Origin of the sequence: Labilibaculum filiforme, assembly GCF_002843315.1 — a bacterium.
Lineage (GTDB): Bacteria > Bacteroidota > Bacteroidia > Bacteroidales > Marinifilaceae > Labilibaculum > Labilibaculum filiforme.
Genome location: NZ_MVDD01000003.1, coordinates 244,528 through 268,142, shown reverse-complemented (window position 1 = coordinate 268,142; position 23,615 = coordinate 244,528). Strand labels below are relative to the sequence as shown.

Genomic DNA, 23,615 nt, shown 5'->3' with positions numbered 1-23,615 from the left:
CAGCAATCAATCGCAGCAAATACAAGGTAATTTGGAGAATAGATGATTTAAGTTGGAATAATTTAGTTTTGCCTTTTTAACTTTTTGTTGTGGAAATGCTTACGTTGGCATAGTTTAAGTTCTTGAAAAAATCGGAATAGGCTTCGTCTTTTTTTATCGACATTTTGTGCTTTTGGCCATTGGTAAACTCGAAGGCTAATTTGGCAATGTTTCTCGATTCGCGAATACGTATCATTTTTATATCGCGAAAGTCAAACTCTTTACCATCCATGGTTTTAGCTACTTTGTATTGTGCGAATACAATAAGTGTAAACACAATACTGCTAACCAAAATACTCACGAAAAAAATAATTTCGTAAATGTCTTGGTCGCGGTAAGCACTGTAAAAGTTTAAAAGGGTCGAAATAAATAAAATGGGAATAATAATAATGGGAACGACAAAGCCTTGTAGGTCTTTTTGAAAACGAAGTTTGGTATAAGAAAAAATGATTTGACCGTTAATGGAGTACTTCGCTTTAACAGTCTGTAAATTAGTAGTAGTCATTACTTTTTACGTTTTTAAATGGTAAATAAATTTTAAATAGTAGTCTGTAGCTATTTTATTTATAGCAGAGAAGAGATTTATGTAGTATTCCTTACGAAAGTATCACTTTTTTATTTAACCACATAATTTAATTTTATGCTTGTAATATTTGTGTTGTTGTTTATATAATAGATAGTTCAGTTTATTTGTAGTTTTTTAATTGCAAAATAAATCCCTCTCATTATGTTTTAAATGGATTTAACGCTGTTTCGATAATCTTTTATTTATTTATTTATTTCCAAACTTATAATTAGTAGTAGATTGATAGGTGGTTCCTGGTTTAAGAATGGTGCTTGGAAAATTAGCTTGGTTCGGACTATTGGGATAGTGTTGTGCTTCCAAACAAAGTGCTGTTCTTCGTTCGTAATGTTTTGCTCCTTTTCCAATATGAATTGCTCCGTTCAAAAAGTTGCCGGTATAAAGTTGTATTCCTGGTTCGCTGGTATATACTTCCATACAAATGCCCGATGGAGCTTCTAGTTTGGCCGCCAATTTTACGCCTGTTGCTTCTAACACAAAACAATGATCGTATCCATGTCCGAAAACTAATTGCTCCGAATTTGCCCCAATGTGTTTTCCAATGGTTTTGGTTGCTGTAAAATCGAATGGTGTGTTTAGTACTGGCAGAATTTCACCGGTTGGTAGTGCATCTTCTGTTATCGGAATATATTTTGTTGCAGGCATACTTAGCAGGTGATCGGTAATTTCGCCAGCGCCAGCACCATTCAAATTAAAAAAGGAATGATGGGTGAGATTAATTGGGGTTTCTTGATCGCAAGTTGCAGTATAGGATATTTTTAGCTCGTTTGCTTCGCTAAGTGAGTAGAGTAGGGAAACCGTAAGATTTCCTGGATATCCTTCTTCGCCATCGGGCGAGAAATAGGTGAGTTGTAGTTCCGATTCGGATAATTGATTCGCATCCCAAACTACATTGTTGAATCCTTTTACTCCTCCATGAGCATGATTTTCTCCGTTATTTTTAGCTAGAATATAGGTACTGTCGTTCAGGGTAAATTTACCTGCAGCAATTCTGTTTGCATATCGGCCTATGGTAGCTCCAATGTAGTTGGCACCGGGTTTTTGATAGTCTTCAATGCTATCGTATCCTAAAACAATATCCGTAAATATGTCATTTTTATCTTTTACCCATAAACTAACTACACGGGCTCCAAAATTGGTAATCTGACAAGTCATTCCTTTTTGATTCTTTAGGTTGTATAAGGAAACTTGTTTTGTTCCAATTTTTGTTTCGAACTTATTTTTGGGGATAAGTGCTATTGTAGTGCTGTGTTTTTTACAAGCGATAAGTAGAATGAAGAGGCTAAGTAGGAAACTATATTTTTTCATGTGATATTTTAAAATTCTTGCTTCGAAGATGTTGTGTGCTAAAGTAAAATTTGCGAATTGCTAAAGTAAACATCCTTTATGATAATTGCAATATTCAAGGAGCAAGCTCCAAGTATCAGGTATCAAGTAGCAAGGATAAGGTAATAAACATTTATTGCTACCTGTTTTAGCTCGGGGATTTTCCAATTGGTGAGGTAATAATCCGTAAAAAGGCTTTACATTTACAGGGCAGTGCTATAAAGAAATTAATGTACTTAAAAATATAGAAATGAAAGACGGAACGAAAAGAGCAGATATACACCCAGGCTTGGTGGTTCGAATTGTATTAAAAGCCGATCAGCGATCAGGAAAACTAACCGAAGGGGTTGTGAAAAATTTGCTAACCAATTCGCACATGCATCCTCATGGTATTAAAGTGATGTTGGAAGATGGACAGGTGGGACGAGTAAAAGAAATCGTAGAATAAGAATTGGGGCGCAAAATATTGCGCCCCTACTATTTTATTCCATATTAAATTCTTTCAGGAATTTTGTTTTTTGAGAACGCGGACAGATGATATAGGAATACGGATTTTTCTTCAATGGATCTTTAAATTCGCGTTTGTCCTCCTTGCTTTCGTGAATAAGCGTATTAAACTCTTCGTTCGATGAGCGCACAAACATCACCCCATGGTGATATTCAAAATAAAACCAAGTAGAATTATCAATTTCCAAATACATTGTTAATCGGTTGCCACTTCGTTTTTTGTCCAGCTCTATTTTTCCTTTTATGCTTTTATTAATTTGTTTGTCGTTAATATTTCCAATTCCTATTTCGCCAATAGATTGATATGCTTTGGTTTCTTTATTCCAAATAAAATCAAGATTATTGAAATAAATAGTATGCAAAAGTTCGTTAGGTAAACTTTTAAAAGTACCATAGTCGTCCATTTCTCGAACTGCTAATTCGGCCTTTTTGCGCCCCATTATTTCGGCTAATTTACGGGTGTAATCTTGTTTATTAATATTCGTACGTTTTAAATTGGCTTGCATAAAAGCATTTTCCATAATTTTCATCGCTTGATCGTTCATGAAATAATCTACCCCAAAAATTAAATCCAAAGTCACAATATCGCTCGCTAAATTGTGCTCGATGGCTCCCGAAGCAATTTGTTTTATCTGTCCTAATTCGGCACCCAAATTAATTAGTCCTTCGCCTCTCATATTACAGTTTCCCTGATAAAAGGAAAGAATACTTCCACTTGCGTCTAAATCTTTTAGTTTATCTTTTGGTGCAATTTGATAGGCTTGCAAATTTGGTTTGTAGGTAAGAAAACCTTTTGCTTCGAGTAGCACGTTATCGGTATAAAAAATTCTGCGCGATAAAAACGACGAATAAATATGAATGGAATCGTTCGTTAAGAAAAAGCTATTGTAAAGCTTCAAACTCTCATCGTCGGTAACGTATAATTCAACAGGAATATAGATTTCTTTCGGATCAATTTGTGAATTAAACTCCAGCCAATTGTCGTCGATACTTTCACAATGGTTGTGAATTTTTGTCTGCCCATTAAAAAAAAGCGATTTTTCGCGAGCTTCGAGTTTCACTTTGCCTTTGTAGTCAAAATCGGGACTCAAGCTAAACGATTCTTCTTCCGGTAAATTCCCCATGGCAATGGTTTGCCCCAAGCTATCCACATCAATCACATCAAAAACCAGATCCTGCTCCTTATCGTCGGCATCAAAATACGTATAGCTACCCGATCCGGAATAGGAATTTTTACCATGAACATTAATTGTAGCATTAAAGATGTTATGATAGGAGTTAATGGTATCGGCAAGCACTTTCGAGTTGCGAAGTGTTTGCATTAATCCCTCGTTTTCGATGTTTACCTCTCCTTTGTCGGGATAAATTTTTGCATCGGCAACCGCTAAATCGCTTACGTATTTTGCTTTAATGGTATGTTCGATGGAGCTGTATCTGGCCAAAGGCGTAAAAAAGCTTAAGGAATCTTGTTTGATACTAGTCGATATTAACTTGGTATAGGCTGTTTCAGGCAATGTTTCCATTTTATTTTGTTCCCACAAGCTGGCTAGGGTAGTCTCGCTCTCGCTACCAAACAGTAGTTCCTGCTTATCCATTTCCCAACCAAAGCTATTGATGTAAGCGATATATTTGTTCGATGGGAACTCACTAATACTTCCTTCGGTAGTGCTCGTAAATTGTCCGGTTCGGTTTCTAAAGTCGATAAGTGCTTTTACATCCGTACTTTCGAAGGCATAACCTTCTGCATCGGTATTTTTGAGTTTAAAGCTAGCAGTATCTGCTATAATGGTTTTTGGTGTGTAGGTAAAATAATCCGACTGAAGTTCTGCATTCACCAATTCCATATCGCCAACGCCAGTAATTTCTTTCGGAGTAATTTTTAGGGTTCCGGCTAATGTTGCTAGTTTTTTGTACATATCAATAGGCAAGGCAGTACTTTTCACGTAAAGTTCTTCCTTGTAAGGATACCATGTCTCGAAAATTTTCTCGCCATTTACTTCTGGATTATTCATTTGAGAAGCAAGTTCTTTTAATTCGAAACTTTCGGCTTGGGTAGTCATTACTTCTGGTCTAAACACAAAATTTTTCGATTTTGTAGTCGAGCTGAGATAGTTTAGTACTCCGTTGCCAATTAAGCCTTCATTCGAAAGGTGTATGGTATCGGTAAAAGTTCCTTTTCCGTAAGCGGAAAATCCTGTTGCAGGAGTTAGGTGGTAAAATCCTAACGAATTATCGTCATTAATACTAAGTGTTTCACGAAATGTTGGGAATATACTGTCGGAAACAAATTCCCCTTTTAACGAAATATCTTCTTTTTTAAAGTCGTTTATATTGTTGATGGTGTAGGGGTCTACTTTGAAATAGAATTCCTCTTTTTTGTAAACTCCGTCCTGAATCTTTTTGCTGTCGTAGTACACGAAACACGAATCAGAGCTATTAAAAATAGGATATTCATCGTAGTTATTCATTCCCGATTTATTATTGGGATCATCGATTAATAAGTTCCCGGTAATTTTCTCCAATACGCTTCCCAGTTGGGTTGTGTATCTTCTTCCGTAGGTAGAAAGCGAGTCGTTTACAATATTTATTTGTAGGGAGTCAATTAGGTCGAGATCAATTTTGAATTTTTCGTACGAGAAATTAAAGTCTTTGCCATACATATCCAGCAATCCGGCCATAATTTTTCCGTCGAACTGGAAGTCACGATTCTTTTTAAGAGTAATTTTCTGATGCTTGGGGAAAATTACCACGTTCTGAGAATCGCTTACTGCAATATGTTTTACTCCATTAATATCTAAATTAAAACTTCCCATTCGTAGGGTAGCATCATCTTCGTTATTTTCGGTTTGGGTGGTAAATCGAATTACATCGTAATCCTGTCGTCCCATTCCCGATTTAATGTAATCGGTAAGGCGTTGTTGTAAGCTAACTTCATCGGTATTTCGGTCGTAAATAACAAAGCCTTGAAACGATAAGCCAATAATTTGTTGGCGCACTTGGTTCACTGGCTTTTTAATAAAGTTAGCATATTCCATGGCCGTAAATGTTTCTACGTAGCAGTAATCGGCATATTTGCGAAGCGATACCAGTGGGTTTTCCTGATCCATGCCCTGTATTTTCATGAATCGGTTCAAACTAAAATAGTTCATCGACTCAAAGTGAGCCTGTCTACTGGTAGCACCTTTCATGCTTCCAAAGTGCATTAAATTTTCGTCCATATTCCATATCAACATCCCAAAATCCATAATTATATTGTGGTAGGTGTTAAAGTAGGGACTCAAAGCAATTCCTTCTCCATCGCGAATTAAATTGACTTCTTTTTTGTCGGGATAATATTGAAACAATAAACCAGGATGATAAATTTGGCAAGTGTCGATTAGAATTTCAATTTCGGTATCTTTTCCAACCACCCGATTGTTATTGAACGAAAAGTGTTCCGAGCGTGCTCGTAAAAACAAGGTGTCGTGTCTGGATAGTTCAATCACTGAAGGAAATTCAGGACTTCCTTTACCAAGGAATTTTGCACCATGAATGGCAATGCCTCCTTTGTAATTTAAATTTGTGAATAAGTTTTTAATCTCTATTTCTTTTCCGAACGATTCGAAACGAGGATAAATAGCCAAGGCAGGATCTTTTACAGAGTTCATTTTCTCCGAAAGACTGCCCTCTATTTTAGAGTCGAATAGTTCTTTGTTGTAATAGCTAACAGTATCCACCTGAAAGGAGGATTTTTCGGTGTCGACAGAATACGAATCGAATGTTGCATATTCATCGGCACTACTTTTACCTGCTCTGGTCCAAGTTACTTTTCCTTTTTTCCCTTTCCAAATTTTTTCAAATGGATGATAAATTCCACTCGTACTGTAAATACAAGAGCTATCGCGTTGAGCAATACAATATAAGTCGGCCTTATCGAACTGAATGGTTAATTCTTTATCGAATAGGAATTTGAAATTAGCATTTTCACATTTCCATTTGGTGGCGTACGATTCGTGAAGTATGGTATCTCTTAAAAGATTTTGGGTCTGAATAAGAAAGTCTTGGGTCGCGCTTAGTTTGTTTTTTCGATCGCTCATCTGAAGCAACAAACCTTTTTCCCAACTGGAATAATCCTTTTGGTCGCGGTTTTGTTGCTGAAACAGCATCAGCGTTTCAAAATAGTTATAAAAATCAGGAAACGACCTTGCTTTTTTGTTTAGAAAGATGTCGCATATCTGGTAAATATTGCTTCGTTTTTCACTAGTCATTTCTGGTGAGAACCAAAAGGTAGGAAATTGCTCTTTAAACTCCTTAAATTCTTTCTTTTTGGTAGGATGATCCATAAACTTTAAGAATTCATCCTGAAAGACTATGGAATCATGAGAAAATGATTTGATACTTTGGGCGCTTACGGCCTGACTTATAATTGCTATTCCAAAAAAAAGAATGCTGGAAAAGAGTAGCTTATTCATTATAAATGAAGTTTCGGGTGTAGATATATTTGCAAAGGCAATTTAACAAATTTGATGGGATATGAAGCGTCTATGTTAAAGATATTCGTCTACAAACTGAGACGAATATTCCTAGCATAGGATTTTCATATGGCAACTTAAAAAGAAATCATAATGCTATAAAAAGTAAGATGCCGGTTCTCTGTATTCTATGAGGAATAGCAGGTACCGGCAAAATAGTTTGTGTTTTATTTTTTGGTGAAGCGAACAGCAACCCAATTTAATGCCACTTTGTGACTAATATATTTTAAATTGTTTTTTTCAGCTTCTTCTTGAATGTATTTTAAATCTTCAGTGTAGAATCCACTCATAATTAATTCGCCATTTTCAGGAAGACATGCCACGTAATGTTTCATATCATTTATGAGGATATTTCTGTTGATATTCGCCAAAACAACATCGTATTGTTTGCCTTCCAGTAAAGCAGCATCACCAAGAAAAACGGATACATTTTCGGCCTTATTATTTTTGATGTTTTCTAACGAATTGGTGTATGGCCATTCGTCAATGTCGATTGCATCAACTTTAGCAGCATTTCGTTTCGAAGCTAAAATAGCAAGTAGGCTGGTGCCACATCCCATATCTAACACGTTTTTACCTTCTAATTTTAATTCTAAAATAGTTTGAACCATTAAGGAGGTAGTGGAGTGGTGTCCGGTTCCGAATGACATTTTTGGATCAATTACAATATCGTAAGGAACTTTGGGGGTGTCGGTATGAAAAGAGGCTCTAATCACCACCTGATCGGAAATAATAACCGGACTAAAATTCGATTCCCAAAGTGCATTCCAATCTTGCGACTCAATGGTTTTGTGCGAATAGCTCAAGTTAAAAGGAGCATTTGGAAGGTGATTAATACTAAGTTGTTTTACCTCGTCCATATCGAACAGAGGAGCCTGTATGTAGGCTTCTATACCATCTTCACTTTGTGTAAAACTTTCGTAATCCAATTCGCCAAGTTCTGCAATTATTATTTCGGCAATCTCTTCCGAGAATGGTTGAATTGTGCATTTTAGTTCGATATAATCCATCGTGTGAGTCTTAAATAGTTCTGGGCAACAAGTTAATTTAATCCTGATCAAAAAACAAAAGCCGACACTGCTGTATCGGCTTTAATAGTATGTGTTTACGCTATTAAAAAGCAGTAATAATTCCCATAAAATCTTCTGCATTAAGAGAAGCACCACCAATTAGACCTCCGTCTACATCAGCATTTTCAAACAATTCTTTGGCATTAGAAGGCTTGCAACTTCCACCGTAAAGAATAGATGTGTTATCAGCAACTTCTTGACCATATTTAGCAACTAAAGTTTTACGAATAAATGCGTGCATTTCCTGTGCCTGAGCCGAAGATGCAGTCACACCTGTTCCAATTGCCCAAACTGGTTCGTAAGCCAACACAATTTTTCCGAAATCTTCTGGTGATAAATGAAATAATCCTTCTGCAATTTGACTTTTAACAACATCAAAATGCTTTTCTGATTGACGCTCTTCTAAAACTTCACCAAAACAGAAGATTGGAGTTAAACCGTTTTGAAGACTAAGCGCAACTTTTTTAACCAATTTTTCACTGGTTTCGCCATAGTATTCTCTGCGTTCCGAGTGACCTAAAATTACATATTTACTACCAGTTGATTTAATCATGGCAGCTGAGACTTCTCCTGTGTAGGCTCCGCTAACTTCATCAGCACAGTTTTGAGCTGCAACACCAATTTTATCACCAACAAGCTTGTTTACTTCAGTTAAGTGAATAAAAGGAGTACCAATAACAACATCTACACCATTAAGCTCAGTTTTTTCAACTAAATCATTGATTTGTCCCGCCAACACAATACCTTCTTCCAGTGTATTGTTCATTTTCCAGTTTCCTGCAACAATTTTCTTTCTCATAATCGTAATCTGTTTTTTGCTGCTGCTAATCTTATTTTTATCCAACTGAAAAGAACAAGTAGCAAAAGCAAAGTTGATGTAATACTAATAATAAATAGATTGATATTTAGTGTTTGATGTTTTGTAATAGAGTAGGCTGCAAGATCGCCTTGAAACTGGTCTACTTTCGGGAAATCTCTAAAATGCCATTTATCAAGGATGGTTCCATTTTTAAGTAAAACCAAGCCAGGGTTCGAACGGATGATGGTTTTTAGTTGAATTTCATCGGTATTGTAAAATTCAAAAGGCAACTCATTCGTATTTTTAAATTCTTGCATAGCTCTATCGCCCGAAGCAGTCAAGCCAACCAGTTGTATGTTATTTTCGAAAGCGAAAAAGGAGAGTTCCTTTATTTTAACCAAAGAACTTTCGTCTATTTCAGTAAGATTTTTAGAAACCAAAAGGAAAGTGTATCCATTATTTGATAAAACCATATTGGTAATGTCTCCATCTATTTCATTACTGATAGTAAAATCATGAATAGGGGGAGTATAACCTTCTTTAATTTTAATTTGCTCAGAATCAACATATTTCCAGGTTGTATCCTGCCAAGGATAATTACTTTCGTCAAATTCTTTTACTACACCATCTTTTTCGTATCTAAAAAGGCTACGGTATTCGTCAGCCGGTGCTCCTTCCGGAATTTTCATTCCATCAGAAATATTTGCACCAATATGATAAGGTCTAAAATCGATAAGTGGTAGATGGCGATAAGAGTAGGTCGAGATACCAAAAGAAACAATAAGGGCAAATCCTATCAGTAAATTTTGTTCCCATACTGCTTGACTATTATCCGCTTCTTTTCTTTTAAAGAAGATTACCAAAGTGAAAGCAAGAATTACAATGTTTTTCCAGAAAGTTTCCCAGTTTGTAAGTACCAAAGCATCGCCAAAACAACCACAATCGGTTACCGGATTAGTTAGGGCCAAAACAAAAGTAAGTGGTGTAAAGAAAAGCATGAACAGCAGGGCTAACCAAGCAGTGATATTCTTTCTACAGTTAAAAATTAAGGCCATTCCTACTGTAAATTCGAGGGCGGCTAAAAGAATTGCTAAAGGAAAGGCAATCTCCTTTAAGGCATCCATGCCAAAAGCTAGGAAATAATCTGTGAATTTGAAGGTAGATCCCATTGGATCGACTGCTTTTACAAATCCTGAAAAGACAAAAATAAGACCAACAATAAGACGACTTATAAACTGAACTATTTTCATAATAGAGCTATTTTTTTTAAGCGTTTTCGAACTCAATTTTAATCAAACCAAATACAGCGTAGTTAATCATATCGAAATAATTGGCATCAATTCCTTCTGATATTAAAGTTTTTCCCTGCAGATCTTCAATTTGTTTGGTTCGGTTAATTTTCATTAGAATTAAATCGGTGTACGAGCTAACCCGCATACTTCGCCATGCTTCATCGTAATCGTGATTTTTGGCTTCCATTAATTCTTTTGCCTCCGTAAAATGCGTTGAGTAAATTTCGAGCGCTTTATCAGCAGGTAGTTCTTCTTCCGACGGGCCAAGTTCTAATTGCACAATGCCCATAATGGCATAGTTTACAATTCCGATAAATTCATCGCGAATATTATCTTCAATCTTGCTTATTCCTTTGGTTTCAAGGCTTCGGATTCGTTGTGCCTTAATGTATATCTGATCGGTTATGGAACTAGGGCGAAGAATTCTCCAAGCGGTTCCGTAATCGTGCATTTTTTTTGTGAAGATATCTGTACAGATTTTAATAATCGAATTGTACTGCTGGTCTGTTTTATTCATAATTTGTTTTAGAAATTTCCCTCGTAAAAGTAAGAAAATAGCTTAAACCATTGTATTTTATTTTACTTTTGCTTCGGAATTTGTTCAAAAAAAATCGGTGATGCAAAATTACAAAACTAATTGTTTTAACAGCGATAATCTCTCTATTAAGTGTGGCGATCGATCAATAAATTTCCAAAAGCCTTTGGTGATGGGGATTTTGAATCTCACTCCCGACTCGTTTTACGATGGAGGATCTTATCTTACAGAGACAGCAATCTTAAAACGAAGTGAACAAATTTTATGCGAAGGTGCTGAAATTATTGATCTGGGAGCTTTCTCAACTCGTCCAGGAGCTACGGATGTTGTTGCAAAGGAGGAACTACTTCGACTAATTCCGGCAGTTACTTGTATTCGTAAGGAATTTCCAAATGCAATATTGTCCATCGATACATTTAGGGCCGAAGTAGCAAAAAGTGTTGTTACAGATTTTGGAGCATGTATAATAAATGATATTTCGGGAGGAACTATGGATGCAAATATGTTCTCGCTTATTGGAGAATTACAAGTTCCTTACATCATGATGCATATTAAGGGAACACCACAAACCATGCAACAAAATCCAACTTACAATCATTTATTAAACGAAATAGTTGCTTTTTTTCGATCGCAAATTAAAAGTTTAAACGAATTTGGGGCAAAGGATATTATCATCGATCCTGGATTTGGATTTGGGAAAACATTGGAGCACAATTACGAGTTGATGGCCAAGCTAAAGGAGCTTCATCAATTAAGCTTGCCTATATTAGTTGGAGTTTCTCGCAAGTCGATGATATATAAATTGATAGGAGGGGATCCTTCCAGCAGTTTAAATGGAACTACTGCCTTAAATATGATAGCGCTTGATAAAGGAGCAAATATATTAAGAGTGCACGATGTGAAAGAAGCAGTGGATTGTGTGAATTTGTATTCTAAGATCAATTCCTCATTGCAGTAATTTGTCCAATAAAATTGTAATTTTGTTAGCATACTGAATTTAATTATAAAAAATGACCACCGCATTTATAACACTTGGACTTTTTGATATTCTGGATATATTACTTGTTGCCTTTTTGCTTTATCAGGTTTACATGCTAATTAAGGGAACAGTTGCCATCAATATATTTGTTGGATTATCTCTTTTTTACCTTATGTGGTTGTTGGTTCGAGCTCTTAATATGGAGTTATTAAGTAGTATTCTCGGACAATTTATAGGGGTTGGAGTGATTGCCTTAATTATTGTATTTCAGCAGGAAATTAGAAGATTTCTTCTACTACTTGGAACTAGATATAATATGAGCCAAAAATTTAATTTGAATAATTGGTTTGCTCTAGACGAAAGAGGGATTCCCGATATTGAAATTCGATCAATTGTTAGCGCGTGCGAGCACATGGCAAAAACAAAAACAGGAGCTTTAATTGTAGTTGCAAAAAATACAGATTTACAAACATATGCCGATACAGGACAAATTTTAAAAGCAAGAGTTTCTAAGAATCTGATCGAAACAATATTTTTTAAAAATTCGCCTCTTCACGATGGAGCTCTAATTTGGGCAAATAATAGGATACTTGCAGCTCGCTGTATTTTACCGGTTACCGATGATACAAATATTCCAGGTAGTTTGGGATTAAGGCATCGAGCAGCTATTGGCATGACTCAAGCAACCGATTCTCATGTGATTACGGTTTCCGAAGAAACTGGAAATATTTCCTATGTAATGGGCGGAAATATTAAGGTGAGGATTACCCCAAATGAGTTACGAACATTTTTAGAAGGCGATTTCTCAAGTTTTATTCTATAAATACAAGAAAAATGAAAATTGGAATTAGTGGAGGATCGGGTTTAATAGGCGCTCATTTAATTAAAAAATTAGTTGAGGATCTGAATGCTGATATTGTTTTAATTCCAAGAAAACTTCTTTACGGAAATGTTCAGGAGCTTTCTAAATTCATGAATGCGTGCGAACTTATAATTCATCTTTCCGGTGCACCAGTATTGTGTCGTTGGAGTTCGAAAAACAAAGAGATTTTGCGGATTAGCCGAATTACAACTACTAAAAATTTGAGTGCCGCAATTGCTTTAATGGAGATCAAACCAAAGCTTTTTATTTCTACTTCAGCAGTTGGTATTTACGATACCAAACATATTCACGACGAGTACGGTTTAAATTATTCGAACGATTTTTTAGGGGAGCTTTGTCAGGATTGGGAAAATGCGGCTAATGAAATTAAGAAGCAGGAGGTTCGAACCGTAATTTTTAGGTTGGGTGTTGTTTTAAGCAATAAGGGAGGGGCTTTGGAAAAAGTATTACCGATCTTTCGATACGGTTTAGGTGGCAAATTGGGAAATGGACATCAGGCTTTTCCTTTTATACACATAAACGACCTTTTGAATGCCTACATGTTTGCAATTTTAAATAAGGAGGTAGAAGGCACTTTTAATTTAACTGCACCCGAATTAGTTACCAATACAGATTTCACCAAAACACTTAGTTCGATTCTAAAACGACCTGCAGTTTTACCTGTTCCGGCTTTTTTCCTTCGGGTCTTATTTGGGAAAGGAGCAAGTGTTCTTCTTTCAGGTCAAAAAGTGCTGCCCAAACGCCTTTTAAATGCTGGCTTCACCTTTAAATTTCCTACTTTATCTACTACTCTTAATTCATTATTAGGCAATAAATTGCCAAATTCTTAATAGCCGTTTTCGGATAGTTGGTCGTACTTATAGGTATTCCTAAGGAAGTTAATTTGCCTTTAATCATAAAACAGTTGATTTTCTAATGCTTTAGTTTTAATTTTGATTAAACAACCTTACTAGGAAAGAAATAATGCCCTTTCGGGTTTTTCTTTTTAAGTGCGCATACCACTAACTCAAAGCCTATGGAATTGGATTCTACACCCCAATTATTAATTGTAGACGATCGTGCCGAAAACTTGGAATTACTAAAGGCCTTGTTAGGAATCTTGAACGTTAATTTGGAATTAATTGAATCACCAATAAAGGCTTTGCAGGATATCGAGAAGAAGGAGTATGCGCTTATTATTCTTGATGTTCAAATGCCACAAATGGATGGATTTTTGCTTGCTCAAAAAATTCGTAGTGGTCAGGTGAACAAGTCTACCCCAATTATATTTCTTACAGCAGTTTTTCAGGACAAAGAAAGTGAAGCAAAGGCCTACAAATGTGGTGGTGTTGACTTTCTAAGGAAACCGTTCAACAATTCAATTCTTATTAATAAGGTTACTATTTTTCTAGAACTTTATACGAATAGAAAATTAATTGAGTCGCAGAATAAGAAGTTGACTTTCGCTTTAAACGAGAAGGATATGTTGGAGAGTCGTTTACGTAATCTTGCTTCCAATTATCGCTCTATTATTGAGGGGCAATCCGAACTTATTTTGAAAATGGATAGTCAGCAACGACTCGAGTTTGCAAATAAAGCATTTACCGATTTTTTTAATTACACAATAGATGGTATTTCTAGCGACACTTTAGCTTCGGTTAATTTAGTTTTACGCGACCAATTAATTCAAGGAATAGATAAACTAAATGGAAAAGAAAAACGAATAACTTTTGAAGAACAGATAGTGAATTCTGCCGGAAATATGGTCTACTTGGAATGGACTATTTTTAAAGAAATAGAATTTGATGATACCCATTTTTTAGCAATTGGTAGAGATGTGTCGGAGCGGAAGCAAATAAAAGACTCATTAGTTAAGAAGGAGAGCGTTTTAAGAAGAGTACAAAAGAAAGCAAAAATAGGTAGTTTCGAATGGGATTCTTATTCCAAAATTATGCGGGGATCGGATGAGTTTATGCGAATCTATAATATTTCTTCAAAAAAAGATGAAGATATTTTTGAGGAAATGAAATCCAGAACTCATGCTGAAGATAGAGATGCTATAGAACGAATGTTATTGAATCTTCCAGAAAAAAACCAGAAAATTGAATTTGAACATCGATATTTTTACGAGAATGGGAAGGTAAAATATTTCAAAATTGAAATGTATTGCAAGTACCTCGAGATTGAAAAAGTTTTTAATATTTACGGTTTAGTTGCTGATATTTCTCAGAAAAAAGCTTTGGAATTAAGTTTTAAAGAGAGTTTAAGTCTGGAAAATGATGCGTATAGCGATAAGGCGATTTTCGAATTAAATGCAAAAAATCAGATAAGCTATTTAAATGATTATGCCTGCAAATTTTTAGAGTGCCAAGAATTAAAAAATGCCAAAGGTGAAAAGTTTACGCAATTTTTTAAAGGGGAGGATAGTAAGAAAATTAAAAAAATATTGAATTTATCTGCCACACAAAAAGGTTTTGCCTTCGAATTATTATCGATTGTTACTAAAAAACATAGTTTAAGGCGTATTGTTTTAGTGGCACACTCTACTTTTGCGAATAATGAAAAAGGGGTAAGAGGTATTATGATGGAGATTGTTACCAATGGAGATGTTGGGAATGATTCCACGGACTATAAGGATATTATAACTGGATTAAAACGTCAGGAACAAGAATTTGAGGATAAAACCAACAAATTAAAAGAGAAAGTGGAAAAGGAGCTGAAAATTAATGATTTTCATCGTCAGTTGCTTTTGAAGAAATCGGAATTAGAATCGCTTGGGAAGTTAGCTAGTTCTATGGTGAATGAAATTAATCAACCATTAACAGGGATATCCATGATTATGGATAATATTCTTCTGCGTTTATCCATGAAAAAAATCGATGAGGAGTATATTCGTGAAAAGTGTTCACAAGTGTTTACCGATATAGATCGCATCAAGAAGTACTTGTCGCAAATAGGAATTTATAACTCTTCACAAAAGGAAAATTCTCAGGAACAAATAGATATAAAGGGGCTTCTTAACGATTCTTTAAACTTGGTTAAAAATCAATATAAAACAAGTGCCGTTCAAATTTCGGTTAATACATGTTCCGAAGGTTTGTATGTGAGGGGTTGTAAGCACAAGCTTCAGAAGGTTATTGTTGATTTATTAAATAATGCTTACGAATCTATTGAGTCTCAATATTCAACATCAAGTTCAAAATCGCAGGATGAATGGATAAAGATCACTGCTGATTTGGCGAATGAAAATGTTGTAATAGCTATTAAGGATAATGGTTGTGGCATAGATCCGGATAATCTCAACTATATTTTTGAGCCGTTTTTTTCCACGAAGCAATCAGGTATTGGTTCAGGGCTTGGCTTGTATATTAGTAAGGGCATTGTACAGAAAATGAATGGACAAATAACCGTTAGTAGTTTAAAAAATGAATACACCGAAATGAAATTGATTTTACCATTAGAATTCGAAAATTTAGAAAAGCAAGGCAATTTAAAAGTAATCAATCTACAGTAAAGACCTCTCTATATGGAGCCAATAAGTAATTTAAGAATATTAATTTTAGATGATGAACAGCTGGTTCGCGATGAGTTAGAAGAGTTTCTAATTGATCCTAATTTTAACATATTTAAAGCCGGTAGTCCTTCCGAAGCTTTTACGATTATGGATAAGTATGAGATTCATATTGCTATAATCGATATTAATTTACCCGAAATGAGTGGCCTCGATGTTTTAGAAAAAGTAAAGCACGATTTTCCTGAAATTGAAGTGATTATGATTAGCGGATATAGCGAAATGGATTCTGTTATTCATTCCATGCGCCTAGGAGCCTCCGATTTTTTCACCAAACCATTTCGTTTGCGCGATGTGGAAAATGCTATTGAACGAACAAAGAAATTTGTACACCTAAAGAAAAACTTAGTAGAAGTTAAGCGAAACTATTCTATTATATCAGAGGAGTTCTATAAGGCAATGGGATACGAAATCATCGGCGATAGTCCACAGATGAAAAATTTAATTAATCTGATTGGTAAGGTTGCTAAGACAGATAATACATCGGTGCTGATAACGGGAGAAAGTGGTACAGGTAAGGAGCTGGTAGCTAGGGCTATACATTATTTAAGTAGTCGAAAAGAGAACTATTTTTATGCAGTAAATTGTAGTGCTATTCCTGAATCACTATTTGAAAGTGAGTTTTTTGGACATACTAAAGGAGCATTTACTGGAGCTTCCGATTCAAAAGTTGGTTGGTTCGAAGCAGCGAATAAAGGGACTCTTTTTTTGGATGAAATTGGCGATATGCAACTTAATCTGCAAACTAAATTTTTGAGAGTTTTAGAGGATCGAAAAATTATGAAAGTTGGTTCGAATGTCGAAATTCCATTCGATACAAGAATAATTGCAGCTACCAATCAAAATATTGATGGCCTTCATTCCGAAAAAGGATTTCGTCTGGATTTGTATCACCGAATAAGTTCATTTATCATTCATTTAGAGCCATTACGGAATAGGAAAGAGGATATCCCTTTACTTTTAGATTATTTTGTGAAATATTTTAATCGGGTAATGGGTAAAAATATAAATGAAATTGATGGTGCTGTTATTCGACGATTAGTAGCCTATGAGTTTCCTGGTAATGTGCGGGAGTTAAAAAATATGGTAGAACGAGCTGTAATTATTTGCGATGCGAACCGATTAAGTTTATCTCATTTTCAACTAACTCATCCAAAAGAAGAAGCAAGAAAAATTAACTTTTCAACCGATGAAAATCTGGATTTGGAATTGGTCGAGATGGATTGCATTAAAAAGGCACTCGAACGTTCCAATAATAATAAGTCTAGAGCTGCCGATTTGCTTAATATAACATGGCAATCTCTCGATAGACGAATAAAAAAATATAAAATTGAAGTTTAATATCTGGTTCTTACCAGATATTTTTTTTATCCGATTTTGGATAATTTAATCCCTGTATTCTTCGCTTTACACTAAAAACTTTTATGCTTTTATCATCAAAATTGATAAGTTATTATGCTAATAGACTTTTATAAATCAATGTATAGCTTAATTGGTTAAGTGTTGTTTCAAATACAAATCGAGTTTAGAATCAACAATTAGGAAATTTTCTCATTCTATCCGATTCTTTTCATATCCGAAAACGGATAAAACATCAAAAAAAATCATGGTTGTAAGTGTATCAGGCACTTAGGTACTTCGTTTTAGTTTTCTTAAACTTAACTATCCGTAAACGGATATTATTATTTAAAATAATCGAACTCAAAATAAGCATAAGTAGTTGATTGATAGGGTTAAGGTGTTTGTGGTACGAGGATTGCTTAAGAAAGGGCGTTATTAAGTACGATTAATGTATGGATGTGTTAATATTGGAAGGAGACTCATTAAAAATTCTTCCTTCATCAGAAGAAGCTATGAATATCCTATTTATAAAAGAAAATAGATCATTAATTGATGAGCTGAAAGAATACATTCAGAGCTTAGATGCTAAAGCATATTTTGCCGATGATCCTGTGGAGATGGAGATCATTTTAAATCAGACAAAAATTGATTTAGTAATTACGCCATTAAAAGCTTTATCGAATGTAGATATGCTGAAATACATTAATGATAATTTTAAAGAAACCAAAGTTGTGATTACGGTGGACCGAGAGGAACAAAATTCCAAATTAGAAAACCGAAAAGCACTCTATAAGAATTACGAATTGTTACAAAAACAACTTCGTTTATTCGAATTAAAAAAGGCTATTGGTTCTGGACTTGATTATAGTCCGAACTAATATTTGCTCTATTCACTTTTCAACCAACCATGTAGATTGATTAAAAAATTTACAAACATTGAATTTGAATCTCGAAAACAAGTGAAATCGTCACTTGTTTTCGGTTCAGGTTTAAAAAAAAACTTAATCTCAATTGTTAAATTTTAAAACTGAAGTTATGAAGCAGGAAGTTCAGAACGATTTAGTTAGAATTAAAGACAGACTCAGAATTCTAGATGATAAGAAGAAGAAAGTTGCTAAAATTATTGGAGTAACTGATGTGTATTTGTCTTATATTCTTAACGGGAAACGACCATTGACTACTACTGTAAAGTCAAAACTCTTTGATTACTTAGGCCTTAGTTAATTTTTTTTTTGACAAATGCCGTTTAACTAATATTAATAATCAGGTAATTATTCATGAATCATGAAACTATTACCTGATTTTTATTTAATAACATTCAGTATCTGATTATTGGATAGGATAAATTTTGTAAATTGTATGTAAGTGGGAGATAATCAGGGTTTAAGCAAAATTAAACAGCTTGTATTTTTCCGATACCTATTTTAAATTAAAGATGAAACTTGTATTTCGTTTACTACTTTCTTATTTCTTTTTGGCCTCAAATTTAGTGTTTGGTCAAGGGCAAGCTGGGATATGGTATTTTGGCGAAAATGCAGGTTTGGATTTTAATGTTGATCCTGCGGTGGCATTAACCGATGGCAGCTTGAGTACTGAGGAAGGCTGCTCTACTGTTTGTACAGTGCAAGGAGACTTACTTTTCTATACCGACGGAGTTACTGTCTACAATAAGAATCATGCGGTAATGGCGAATGGAACTGGTTTAGATGGAAACGCTTCTGCCACTCAATCTTCAATAATTGTTCAACAACCAGGAAGTGCTATTCTCTACTATATTTTTACGGTCGATGCTCATCAAAATGCACTTCGGAATGGCTTAAATTATTCAATCGTGGATCTATCGCAAAATGGAGGCCTTGGTGCTGTAACTGTTAAAAATACCGTATTGTTTGGAAATGAGGTTTGTGAAAAAATTACTGCAGTTAAACATGCTAATGGTACCGATTTTTGGATTATAATGCATGTTTGGGATTCACGCGATTTTTATGCGTATCAATTCACAGCAACTGGCGTTTCTACCCCGGTAATTAGCACCGTTGGCGTACGACATAATAGCGATAGAAAATCCGCTATTGGTTATATGAAGACTTCTCCTAATGGATCAAAATTGGCGGTAGCAATTTATACGCAAGATAGGGTGGAGCTATTTGATTTTAGTGCTGCAACTGGTAGTGTATCCAATCCAATTCAATTAAATAATTATTCTACTCCTTATGGAATTGAATTCTCTCCGTCGGGCGAATATTTATATATGAGTTCATTTTTAGGTGGCGATTTGTATCAATTTAATATATCGTCAAATAATCAGGCAACTATTAATGGATCTGCCCAAATTATAGGTTCTGGATCATGGTTGTATGGTGCTTTGCAATTGGCTCCAGATAATAGAATTTACATGGCTAAAACAAATACCGATGGGAATACTGGAAGCTTAAATTTAGATGTGATTAACAATCCTGATGCTGCGGGAGTAGGGGCTAATTTTGTGGCTGACTCAAAAAATTTAGGAGGAAGAAGGTGTCGTTTAGGATTGCCAAATTTTGTAACTAGTATTTTTACCTTGGAGTTTGCATATCAGTTCAACTGTTTAGGTGATAATACCGAGTTTACTATAAGTTCTGATCTTACTAATATTTCAAGTGCATCCTGGGATTTTGGTGATGGAACAGTCCTAACTTCTAATACCAGTCCCTTTACCGTAAATCATATTTACGGATTTGCGGGTACTTTTAGTGTGAATTTAGAAGTTAATTTAATTTCAGGTGGAACCGATAACATTAGTCAAGAGGTTGTTATTCTGCCTTTGCCCTTAGTTAACGATCTGTCGGAATCTGTTTGGGAAGATGTGCAAGGAACTGGAACAGCAAGTGGTATAAACCTAACTTTATTAGAGAGTGCTATAAATAGTACCGTTGGAACCACTTTCACTTGGTACTCTGATGCATCATTAACAACAACGCTACTTGATGCTACAAGTGTTACGCTTAGTAATGGACAGCAATTTTGGGTGGAAGTAAATGATGGTTTTTGTAGTAATGTTGCAGTGGTAACTTATACCGTTAATTCTTTACCTAAAGCTTTGGATCAAAATATTACTCTTTGTGAGGATAACTATAGCACAGGAATTGTATCGAATATTGATCTTACATTATTAGAGCCGGCCATTACAAATAATAATGGTTTTTTAGTCAATTGGTTTCATGATCTAGCTTTATCGCAACCGGTTGTTAATACTACAAATAGAATAGTTTCAAATGGAGAGATGTTTTATGCCGAAGTCTCTACAGGAACCGAAACAAGTGTGGCTACTGTAACTTATAACATTCAAGCTTTGCCCGAAGGGAATGATGTAAATATTCAAGTTTGGGAAGATAGTTTTGGTTCTGGAACAGCCTCAGGTATTAATTTAACTTCTTATAATAATCAGGTTGCTGGCACTAATAATTTGGTATGGTATTTCGATGCCACGCTTTTAAATCCGATAGTCGACCCAACAAATCTTGTGGTTAATGATCAAGATGTTTTTTACGCCTATATTGATAATGGTTACTGTCTAAATGAAGGGAGTATTCAGTTTACGGTACGGTCGTCGCCGATTGCAAATGATTTGGACATCGACGTATGCGAAGATCTATATGGAGGTGGGCTTGCATCAAATATCGATTTATTGCTACTAAATCCTACAATTAATGGAGGAACAACAAGTAGTGTAAGTTGGTTTACCGATGCAGCATTGCTTAATTCTGTTGTAAATCCTTCAAATGTAAGTGTTACCAACGGACAGGTATTTCATGTTCTGGTTCAAAATGCTGGAGAGTCTAATACTGCTGTAATTACATATACGGTTCTTGCTTTGCCAATCGCAAATAATCAAAATATCGTAGAGTTTGAAGATGTACCTGGTTCTATGACTTCACTTGGAGTAGATTTAAGTTATTACAATAATGTGATTCTCGGAGGACAGTACAATTCCATTGATTGGTATTCAGATGCAGGCCTCACCAACTTGGTGCCAGATCCAACAAGTCAAGATGTAACCGATGGTGATATTTTCTATGTTTTGGTTTCCAATGGTACTTGTGCAAATACAGCAACGGTTAATTTTTCGGTGCTAAACACGCCTATTGCAAGAAATGTTTCTCCTGTGCTATGCGAGGATGCTCTGGGAACTGGCAGTGTTTTGGTTGATTTAAGTTTACTTGAGAATCAAATTAATGAAGGGAATGGGGATTCGTTTTCATGGTTTAATGATTGGTCCTCAGAACCAAACGGTTTGCCCGAGAATGCAATTGCAGATCCAAGCAACGTAATTACATTCAATGGAGATCGGTTTTTTGCAGCGGTAAGCGATGCATTTAATACAAACATTGCGGTGGTTGCATATACGGTAAATTCATTGCCACTTGCAGCTAGTCCATTAGTCAATGTTTGGGAAGATACTTTTGGAACGGGGATAGCTACAGGAGTAAACCTTTTGGCTTATAATTCACTTATTTCAAGTAGTTCAATATTGTGGTATGAAGATGCTTTACTTACAATTCCTGTTGCTACTCCTAATAATGTCGATGTAATAACAGGAGACAGTTATTACGCTTTGGTCGACAATGGTAATTGTCAAAATTCTGCAGTGATAACTTTTACGGTTCGAAATCTACCCGAAGCAAACGATTTGCAGATAGAATTGTGCGAAGATGTAATGGGAAGTGGTTCCATAGTATCCTACGATCTTTCTCAATTAGAGTCTTCAGTAAATAATGATCCAGGAACAGTTAAAGAATGGTTTTTTGATGGAGCGCTTAGTGTACCAGTTACAAGTCCTCTTAGTACTGCCGTTTCCGATGGAGATAGTTTTTATGTTCGTGTAAGTTTTGGTGCCGAGAGTAATGTTGGAAGAGTCGATTTTACGATTAATGCCTTACCTGATGCTCAAAACTATCAAGTTTCCTTATGTGAAGAAGTTTTCAATTCTGGACAAGTAATAGGGGTAAATTTAAATCTTTATCAATCCGAAATAACCACAACAACAGGTAGCACAATTATTTGGTATTCTGAATCAAGCTATTCAAATCCTGTTTTAAATACCCGCAATGTTTTGGTTTCGGATGGTGATATTTTCTATGCTCGAATTTGGAATGGTACTTGCGAGAATTTTGCCGAACTTTCATTTGCTATACTAGCATTACCTCAAACAACAACGGTAAACGAGATGGTTTGTGAAGAGAGTTACGGATCTTCCTCACTTTCAGGAATCAACTTAGATAATTACAATTTGCAAGTAAGTAACGATCCAATTGCAAATGTACAATGGTTTGAAGATGATCGATTGAATATTCCTGTATCGAATCCTACGAATGTAACTGTTTTTAATCAAAGTTCTTTTTATGCTCTTGCCACGAATACAAGCGGTTGTGAGAATTCAGGGCGATTAAATTTTATCGTTGATCCCTTACCAGAAGCAATTCCTTTAATTATAGAATTGTGCGAAGAGGTTGTGGGGAGGGGAGAGTATCTTGATTTCGATTTAACTTCGCTTAATAATCAAGTAACTACCAGTTCTACTGGTGCGGTAAGTTGGTATGAAGATGTCGATTTGTTTATTCCGGTTTTAAATCCATCTAAAATTCTAATTCGTTCCAATGATAGCTTTTTTGCTAGAATAGATGATGGATGTGAAAATTCATCGGTAGTCGATTTTATCGTACACGATAAACCAGTTTTTGATTTAGGAAGGGATACTACAATATTTTATACCGAGTCTAAAATATTGGCTCCTTCAATCGAAATTCGTTTTCTTCCAGGTACCTATCTATGGCAAGATGGTTCTACAGCATCACTATATACAGTTACTCAAGAAGGAATGTATCGCTTGGAATATACCGATAGAAATGGTTGTATTGGGAAGGATTCTATCGAGGTTTATATGGATAGATACCGAATATTTGTTCCGAATGCTTTCACACCAGATGGAAATGGAGTGAACGATACCTTTGGGCCATCAATAACAGGGGATATTGCTGGAGAAGATATCGAAATGTTTATATACAACCGTTGGGGGGAACTAATTTATGAATTTACAGATTTAGGACAAGGTTGGGATGGCACCTACAAAGGGCAAATGGCAAAAACCGGAGTGTATGTTTGGGTTCTGATTGTTAATGGAAAAGCTCGTCAGGATGGTAATGTTTCTTTAATTCGATAAA

At 35.3% G+C, this 23,615-nt stretch carries 16 protein-coding genes; 9 read left to right on the top strand and 7 right to left on the bottom strand.

Going from position 1 to position 23,615, the window contains the following annotated elements:
- Positions 1–76 precede the first annotated feature (76 nt).
- Both BZG02_RS05825 and BZG02_RS05820 read right to left on the bottom strand, forming a co-directional pair.
- Positions 77–544 (bottom strand): hypothetical protein, encoded by a 468-nt coding sequence (locus tag BZG02_RS05825; RefSeq protein ID WP_101260474.1) that lies wholly within the window; start codon positions 542–544, stop codon positions 77–79.
- Positions 545–811: 267 nt separating this feature from the next.
- Entirely contained in the window at positions 812–1,930 is a 1,119-nt protein-coding gene (locus BZG02_RS05820) for an aldose epimerase family protein (protein ID WP_101260473.1), read from the bottom strand.
- A 268-nt stretch (positions 1,931–2,198) separates the two neighbouring features.
- On the opposite strand from BZG02_RS05820, the gene BZG02_RS05815 reads away from it, so the two are divergent.
- Positions 2,199–2,396 carry a YwbE family protein gene (locus tag BZG02_RS05815; RefSeq protein WP_101260472.1) on the top strand — a complete coding sequence of 66 codons (198 nt, stop codon included), beginning with the start codon at positions 2,199–2,201 and terminating at the stop codon, positions 2,394–2,396.
- 34 nt (positions 2,397–2,430) lie between these two features.
- Here BZG02_RS05815 and BZG02_RS05810 read toward each other — a convergent pair whose 3' ends face one another.
- The 5 genes from BZG02_RS05810 to BZG02_RS05790 all read right to left on the bottom strand — a co-directional run bounded on the left by BZG02_RS05810 (position 2,431) and on the right by BZG02_RS05790 (position 10,644).
- The gene (locus BZG02_RS05810; RefSeq protein WP_101260471.1) at positions 2,431–6,906 is read right to left on the bottom strand and encodes a hypothetical protein; all 4,476 of its coding nucleotides are present in this window, start codon (positions 6,904–6,906) and stop codon (positions 2,431–2,433) included.
- 227 nt (positions 6,907–7,133) lie between these two features.
- Positions 7,134–7,976 carry a 50S ribosomal protein L11 methyltransferase gene (gene prmA, locus BZG02_RS05805; protein WP_101260470.1) on the bottom strand — a complete coding sequence of 281 codons (843 nt, stop codon included), beginning with the start codon at positions 7,974–7,976 and terminating at the stop codon, positions 7,134–7,136.
- 103 nt (positions 7,977–8,079) lie between these two features.
- Positions 8,080–8,835, bottom strand: coding sequence for a triose-phosphate isomerase (gene tpiA / locus BZG02_RS05800; protein WP_101260469.1), 756 nt, complete (start codon positions 8,833–8,835; stop codon positions 8,080–8,082).
- The gene (locus BZG02_RS05795) at positions 8,832–10,085 is read right to left on the bottom strand and encodes a BT_3928 family protein (protein ID WP_101260468.1); all 1,254 of its coding nucleotides are present in this window, start codon (positions 10,083–10,085) and stop codon (positions 8,832–8,834) included. The genes tpiA and BZG02_RS05795 overlap by 4 nt, the downstream gene beginning before the upstream one ends.
- A 16-nt stretch (positions 10,086–10,101) precedes the next feature.
- On the bottom strand, positions 10,102–10,644 hold the full coding sequence (locus tag BZG02_RS05790) for a DUF1599 domain-containing protein (protein ID WP_101260467.1): 543 nt from the start codon (positions 10,642–10,644) through the stop codon (positions 10,102–10,104).
- A 100-nt stretch (positions 10,645–10,744) separates the two neighbouring features.
- Here BZG02_RS05790 and folP point away from each other — a divergent pair, with 100 nt between their 5' ends.
- The 8 genes from folP (at position 10,745) to BZG02_RS05750 (ending at position 23,614) form a co-directional block, all read left to right on the top strand.
- A complete protein-coding gene (folP, locus tag BZG02_RS05785; protein WP_101260466.1) occupies positions 10,745–11,620 on the top strand; it encodes a dihydropteroate synthase in 876 nt (291 codons plus the stop codon).
- A 52-nt stretch (positions 11,621–11,672) separates the two neighbouring features.
- Positions 11,673–12,464: a diadenylate cyclase CdaA gene (cdaA, locus tag BZG02_RS05780; RefSeq protein ID WP_101260465.1), complete on the top strand. Its 792-nt coding sequence runs from the start codon at positions 11,673–11,675 to the stop codon at positions 12,462–12,464.
- An 11-nt stretch (positions 12,465–12,475) separates the two neighbouring features.
- Complete coding sequence (locus tag BZG02_RS05775; protein ID WP_101260464.1) at positions 12,476–13,354, top strand: TIGR01777 family oxidoreductase; 879 nt, start codon at positions 12,476–12,478, stop codon at positions 13,352–13,354.
- A 185-nt stretch (positions 13,355–13,539) separates the two neighbouring features.
- On the top strand, positions 13,540–16,017 hold the full coding sequence (locus BZG02_RS05770; RefSeq protein WP_101260463.1) for a hybrid sensor histidine kinase/response regulator: 2,478 nt from the start codon (positions 13,540–13,542) through the stop codon (positions 16,015–16,017).
- Between the two features lie 12 nt (positions 16,018–16,029).
- The gene (locus BZG02_RS05765; RefSeq protein WP_101260462.1) at positions 16,030–17,415 is read left to right on the top strand and encodes a sigma-54-dependent transcriptional regulator; all 1,386 of its coding nucleotides are present in this window, start codon (positions 16,030–16,032) and stop codon (positions 17,413–17,415) included.
- Between the two features lie 452 nt (positions 17,416–17,867).
- Positions 17,868–18,293 (top strand): hypothetical protein, encoded by a 426-nt coding sequence (locus BZG02_RS05760; protein ID WP_101260461.1) that lies wholly within the window; start codon positions 17,868–17,870, stop codon positions 18,291–18,293.
- Between the two features lie 157 nt (positions 18,294–18,450).
- On the top strand, positions 18,451–18,639 hold the full coding sequence (locus BZG02_RS05755; protein WP_096427463.1) for a helix-turn-helix domain-containing protein: 189 nt from the start codon (positions 18,451–18,453) through the stop codon (positions 18,637–18,639).
- Between the two features lie 211 nt (positions 18,640–18,850).
- Positions 18,851–23,614, top strand: a complete 4,764-nt coding sequence (locus BZG02_RS05750; protein ID WP_101260460.1) for a T9SS type B sorting domain-containing protein — start codon at positions 18,851–18,853, stop codon at positions 23,612–23,614.
- Position 23,615 lies beyond the last annotated feature (1 nt).

Excerpts from the sequence above, each read along its gene's own strand:
- BZG02_RS05825 (WP_101260474.1), bottom strand. The coding sequence starts at position 544 with ATGACTACTACTAATTTACAGACTGTTAAAGCGAAGTACTCCATTAAC.
- BZG02_RS05755 (WP_096427463.1), top strand. The coding sequence starts at position 18,451 with ATGAAGCAGGAAGTTCAGAACGATTTAGTTAGAATTAAAGACAGACTC.
- BZG02_RS05775 (WP_101260464.1), top strand. The coding sequence starts at position 12,476 with ATGAAAATTGGAATTAGTGGAGGATCGGGTTTAATAGGCGCTCATTTA.
- BZG02_RS05770 (WP_101260463.1), top strand. The coding sequence starts at position 13,540 with ATGGAATTGGATTCTACACCCCAATTATTAATTGTAGACGATCGTGCC.
- BZG02_RS05810 (WP_101260471.1), bottom strand. The coding sequence starts at position 6,906 with ATGAATAAGCTACTCTTTTCCAGCATTCTTTTTTTTGGAATAGCAATT.
- BZG02_RS05820 (WP_101260473.1), bottom strand. The coding sequence starts at position 1,930 with ATGAAAAAATATAGTTTCCTACTTAGCCTCTTCATTCTACTTATCGCT.
- BZG02_RS05795 (WP_101260468.1), bottom strand. The coding sequence starts at position 10,085 with ATGAAAATAGTTCAGTTTATAAGTCGTCTTATTGTTGGTCTTATTTTT.
- folP (WP_101260466.1), top strand. The coding sequence starts at position 10,745 with ATGCAAAATTACAAAACTAATTGTTTTAACAGCGATAATCTCTCTATT.
- BZG02_RS05815 (WP_101260472.1), top strand. The coding sequence starts at position 2,199 with ATGAAAGACGGAACGAAAAGAGCAGATATACACCCAGGCTTGGTGGTT.
- prmA (WP_101260470.1), bottom strand. The coding sequence starts at position 7,976 with ATGGATTATATCGAACTAAAATGCACAATTCAACCATTCTCGGAAGAG.
- BZG02_RS05765 (WP_101260462.1), top strand. The coding sequence starts at position 16,030 with ATGGAGCCAATAAGTAATTTAAGAATATTAATTTTAGATGATGAACAG.
- BZG02_RS05760 (WP_101260461.1), top strand. The coding sequence starts at position 17,868 with ATGGATGTGTTAATATTGGAAGGAGACTCATTAAAAATTCTTCCTTCA.
- BZG02_RS05790 (WP_101260467.1), bottom strand. The coding sequence starts at position 10,644 with ATGAATAAAACAGACCAGCAGTACAATTCGATTATTAAAATCTGTACA.
- BZG02_RS05750 (WP_101260460.1), top strand. The coding sequence starts at position 18,851 with ATGAAACTTGTATTTCGTTTACTACTTTCTTATTTCTTTTTGGCCTCA.
- cdaA (WP_101260465.1), top strand. The coding sequence starts at position 11,673 with ATGACCACCGCATTTATAACACTTGGACTTTTTGATATTCTGGATATA.
- tpiA (WP_101260469.1), bottom strand. The coding sequence starts at position 8,835 with ATGAGAAAGAAAATTGTTGCAGGAAACTGGAAAATGAACAATACACTG.